The 3,235-nt window shown below is 53.6% G+C and carries 2 rRNA genes; both read left to right on the top strand.

The features are described from left to right. Positions 1-110 precede the first annotated feature (110 nt). Positions 111-3,019, top strand: a 23S ribosomal RNA gene (locus AACS92_RS19880). A gap of 112 nt (positions 3,020-3,131) precedes the next feature. Further along, positions 3,132-3,235 (top strand): 5S ribosomal RNA (rrf, locus tag AACS92_RS19875); the annotation flags it as partial.

The following is a 3,235-nucleotide window of genomic DNA, read 5'->3' as shown; positions in this document are numbered from 1 at the left end:
TGCTCTTTAACAATCTGGAACAAGCTGAAAATTTGAAACAATCAGCACTGTGTAACAGTGACTGATGAGTCTCTCAAAAACTCGCATCCGAAGACACCTTCGGGTTGTGAGGTTAAGCGACTAAGCGTACACGGTGGATGCCTAGGCAGTCAGAGGCGATGAAGGGCGTGCTAATCTGCGATAAGCGCCGGGAAGGGGATATGACCCGCAAGACCCGGCGATACCCGAATGGGGAAACCCAGTGCAATCCGTTGCACTATCCTGACCTGAATTCATAGGGTCAGGAGGCGAACCGGGGGAACTGAAACATCTCAGTACCCCGAGGAAAAGAAATCAACCGAGATTCCCCCAGTAGCGGCGAGCGAACGGGGAGGAGCCCAGAACTAACATCAGTGTCAGCGTCAGGAGAACGGTCTGGAAAGGCCGGCAGTAAAGGGTGATAGCCCCGTATCTGAAAACGCTGGCAGTGGGAGTTCGATGAGTAGGGCGGGACACGTGGTATCCTGTCTGAATATGGGGGGACCATCCTCCAAGGCTAAATACTCCTGACTGACCGATAGTGAACCAGTACCGTGAGGGAAAGGCGAAAAGAACCCCGGCGAGGGGAGTGAAAGAGAACCTGAAACCGTGTACGTACAAGCAGTGGGAGCACCCTTTGGGGTGTGACTGCGTACCTTTTGTATAATGGGTCAGCGACTTATATTCTGTAGCAAGGTTAACCGTATAGGGGAGCCGCAGGGAAACCGAGTCTTAACTGGGCGTTAAGTTGCAGGGTATAGACCCGAAACCCGGTGATCTAGCCATGGGCAGGTTGAAGGTTGGGTAACACTAACTGGAGGACCGAACCGACTAATGTTGAAAAATTAGCGGATGACTTGTGGCTGGGGGTGAAAGGCCAATCAAACCGGGAGATAGCTGGTTCTCCCCGAAAGCTATTTAGGTAGCGCCTCGTGAATTCATCTTCGGGGGTAGAGCACTGTTTCGGCTAGGGGGTCATCCCGACTTACCAACCCGATGCAAACTGCGAATACCGAAGAATGTTATCACGGGAGACACACGGCGGGTGCTAACGTCCGTCGTGAAGAGGGAAACAACCCAGACCGCCAGCTAAGGTCCCCAAGTCATGGTTAAGTGGGAAACGAAGTGGGAAGGCTCAGACAGCCAGGATGTTGGCTTAGAAGCAGCCATCATTTAAAGAAAGCGTAATAGCTCACTGGTCGAGTCGGCCTGCGCGGAAGATGTAACGGGGCTAAACCATGCACCGAAGCTGCGGCAGCGACACGTAAGTGTTGTTGGGTAGGGGAGCGTTCTGTAAGCCGTTGAAGGTGGCCTGTGAGGGCTGCTGGAGGTATCAGAAGTGCGAATGCTGACATAAGTAACGATAATGCGGGTGAAAAACCCGCACGCCGGAAGACCAAGGGTTCCTGTCCAACGTTAATCGGGGCAGGGTGAGTCGACCCCTAAGGCGAGGCTGAAAAGCGTAGTCGATGGGAAACAGGTTAATATTCCTGTACTTGGTGTTACTGCGAAGGGGGGACGGAGAAGGCTATGTCATCCGGGCGACGGTCGTCCCGGTTTAAGCGTGTAGGTGGGCAGTCTTGGTAAATCCGGACCGCTGTATAACACTGAGGCGTGATGACGAGGCACTACGGTGCTGAAGTGACAGATGCCCGGCTTCCAGGAAAAGCCTCTAAGCTCCAGGTAACATTGAATCGTACCCCAAACCGACACAGGTGGTCAGGTAGAGAATACTCAGGCGCTTGAGAGAACTCGGGTGAAGGAACTAGGCAAAATGGTGCCGTAACTTCGGGAGAAGGCACGCTGGCGTTAGGTGAAGGGACTTGCTCCCGGAGCTGAAGCCAGTCGCAGATACCAGCTGGCTGCAACTGTTTAATAAAAACACAGCACTGTGCAAACACGAAAGTGGACGTATACGGTGTGACGCCTGCCCGGTGCTGGAAGGTTAATTGATGGGGTTATCCGTAAGGAGAAGCTCTTGATCGAAGCCCCAGTAAACGGCGGCCGTAACTATAACGGTCCTAAGGTAGCGAAATTCCTTGTCGGGTAAGTTCCGACCTGCACGAATGGCGTAATGATGGCCAGGCTGTCTCCACCCGAGACTCAGTGAAATTGAACTCGCTGTGAAGATGCAGTGTACCCGCGGCAAGACGGAAAGACCCCGTGAACCTTTACTATAGCTTGACACTGAACACTGGTCCTTGATGTGTAGGATAGGTGGGAGGCTAAGAAGTGTGGACGCCAGTCTGCATGGAGCCATCCTTGAAATACCACCCTTTAATGGCTGGTGTTCTAACGTAGGCCCGTTATCCGGGTTGCGGACAGTGTCTGGTGGGTAGTTTGACTGGGGCGGTCTCCTCCCAAAGCGTAACGGAGGAGCACGAAGGTTAGCTAATCACGGTCGGACATCGTGAGGTTAGTGCAAAGGCATAAGCTAGCTTGACTGCGAGCGTGACGGCGCGAGCAGGTACGAAAGTAGGTCTTAGTGATCCGGTGGTTCTGAATGGAAGGGCCATCGCTCAACGGATAAAAGGTACTCCGGGGATAACAGGCTGATACCGCCCAAGAGTTCATATCGACGGCGGTGTTTGGCACCTCGATGTCGGCTCATCACATCCTGGGGCTGAAGTAGGTCCCAAGGGTACGGCTGTTCGCCGTTTAAAGTGGTACGCGAGCTGGGTTTAGAACGTCGTGAGACAGTTCGGTCCCTATCTGCCGTGGGCGTTGGAAGATTGAAAGGGGCTGCTCCTAGTACGAGAGGACCGGAGTGGACGCACCACTGGTGTTCGGGTTGTCATGCCAATGGCACTGCCCGGTAGCTAAGTGCGGAAGAGATAACCGCTGAAAGCATCTAAGCGGGAAACTTGCCTTGAGATGAGTCTTCCCTGACTCCTAGAGAGTCCTGAAGGAACGTTCGAGACGAGGACGTAGATAGGCTGGGTGTGTAAGCGTTGCGAGACGTTGAGCTAACCAGTACTAATGAACCGTGCGGCTTAACCTGACAACACCGAAGGTGTTTTGCGGGGATTGAGAGCAAAGACAGCGTTTCAGAGAAAAAACATGACCGAAAGAAGACGGTCAGACAGCTTGTTCGGGATTGAAAACAGGATTTGTCTGGCGGCAATAGCGCGGTGGTCCCACCTGACCCCATGCCGAACTCAGCAGTGAAACGCCGTAGCGCCGATGGTAGTGTGGGGTCTCCCCATGTGAGAGTAGG

Source organism: Xenorhabdus sp. KJ12.1 (genome assembly GCF_963876495.1).
In the GTDB taxonomy this organism is placed as follows: Bacteria; Pseudomonadota; Gammaproteobacteria; order Enterobacterales; family Enterobacteriaceae; genus Xenorhabdus; species Xenorhabdus stockiae.
This window is presented reverse-complemented; position numbering and strand designations above follow the sequence as displayed.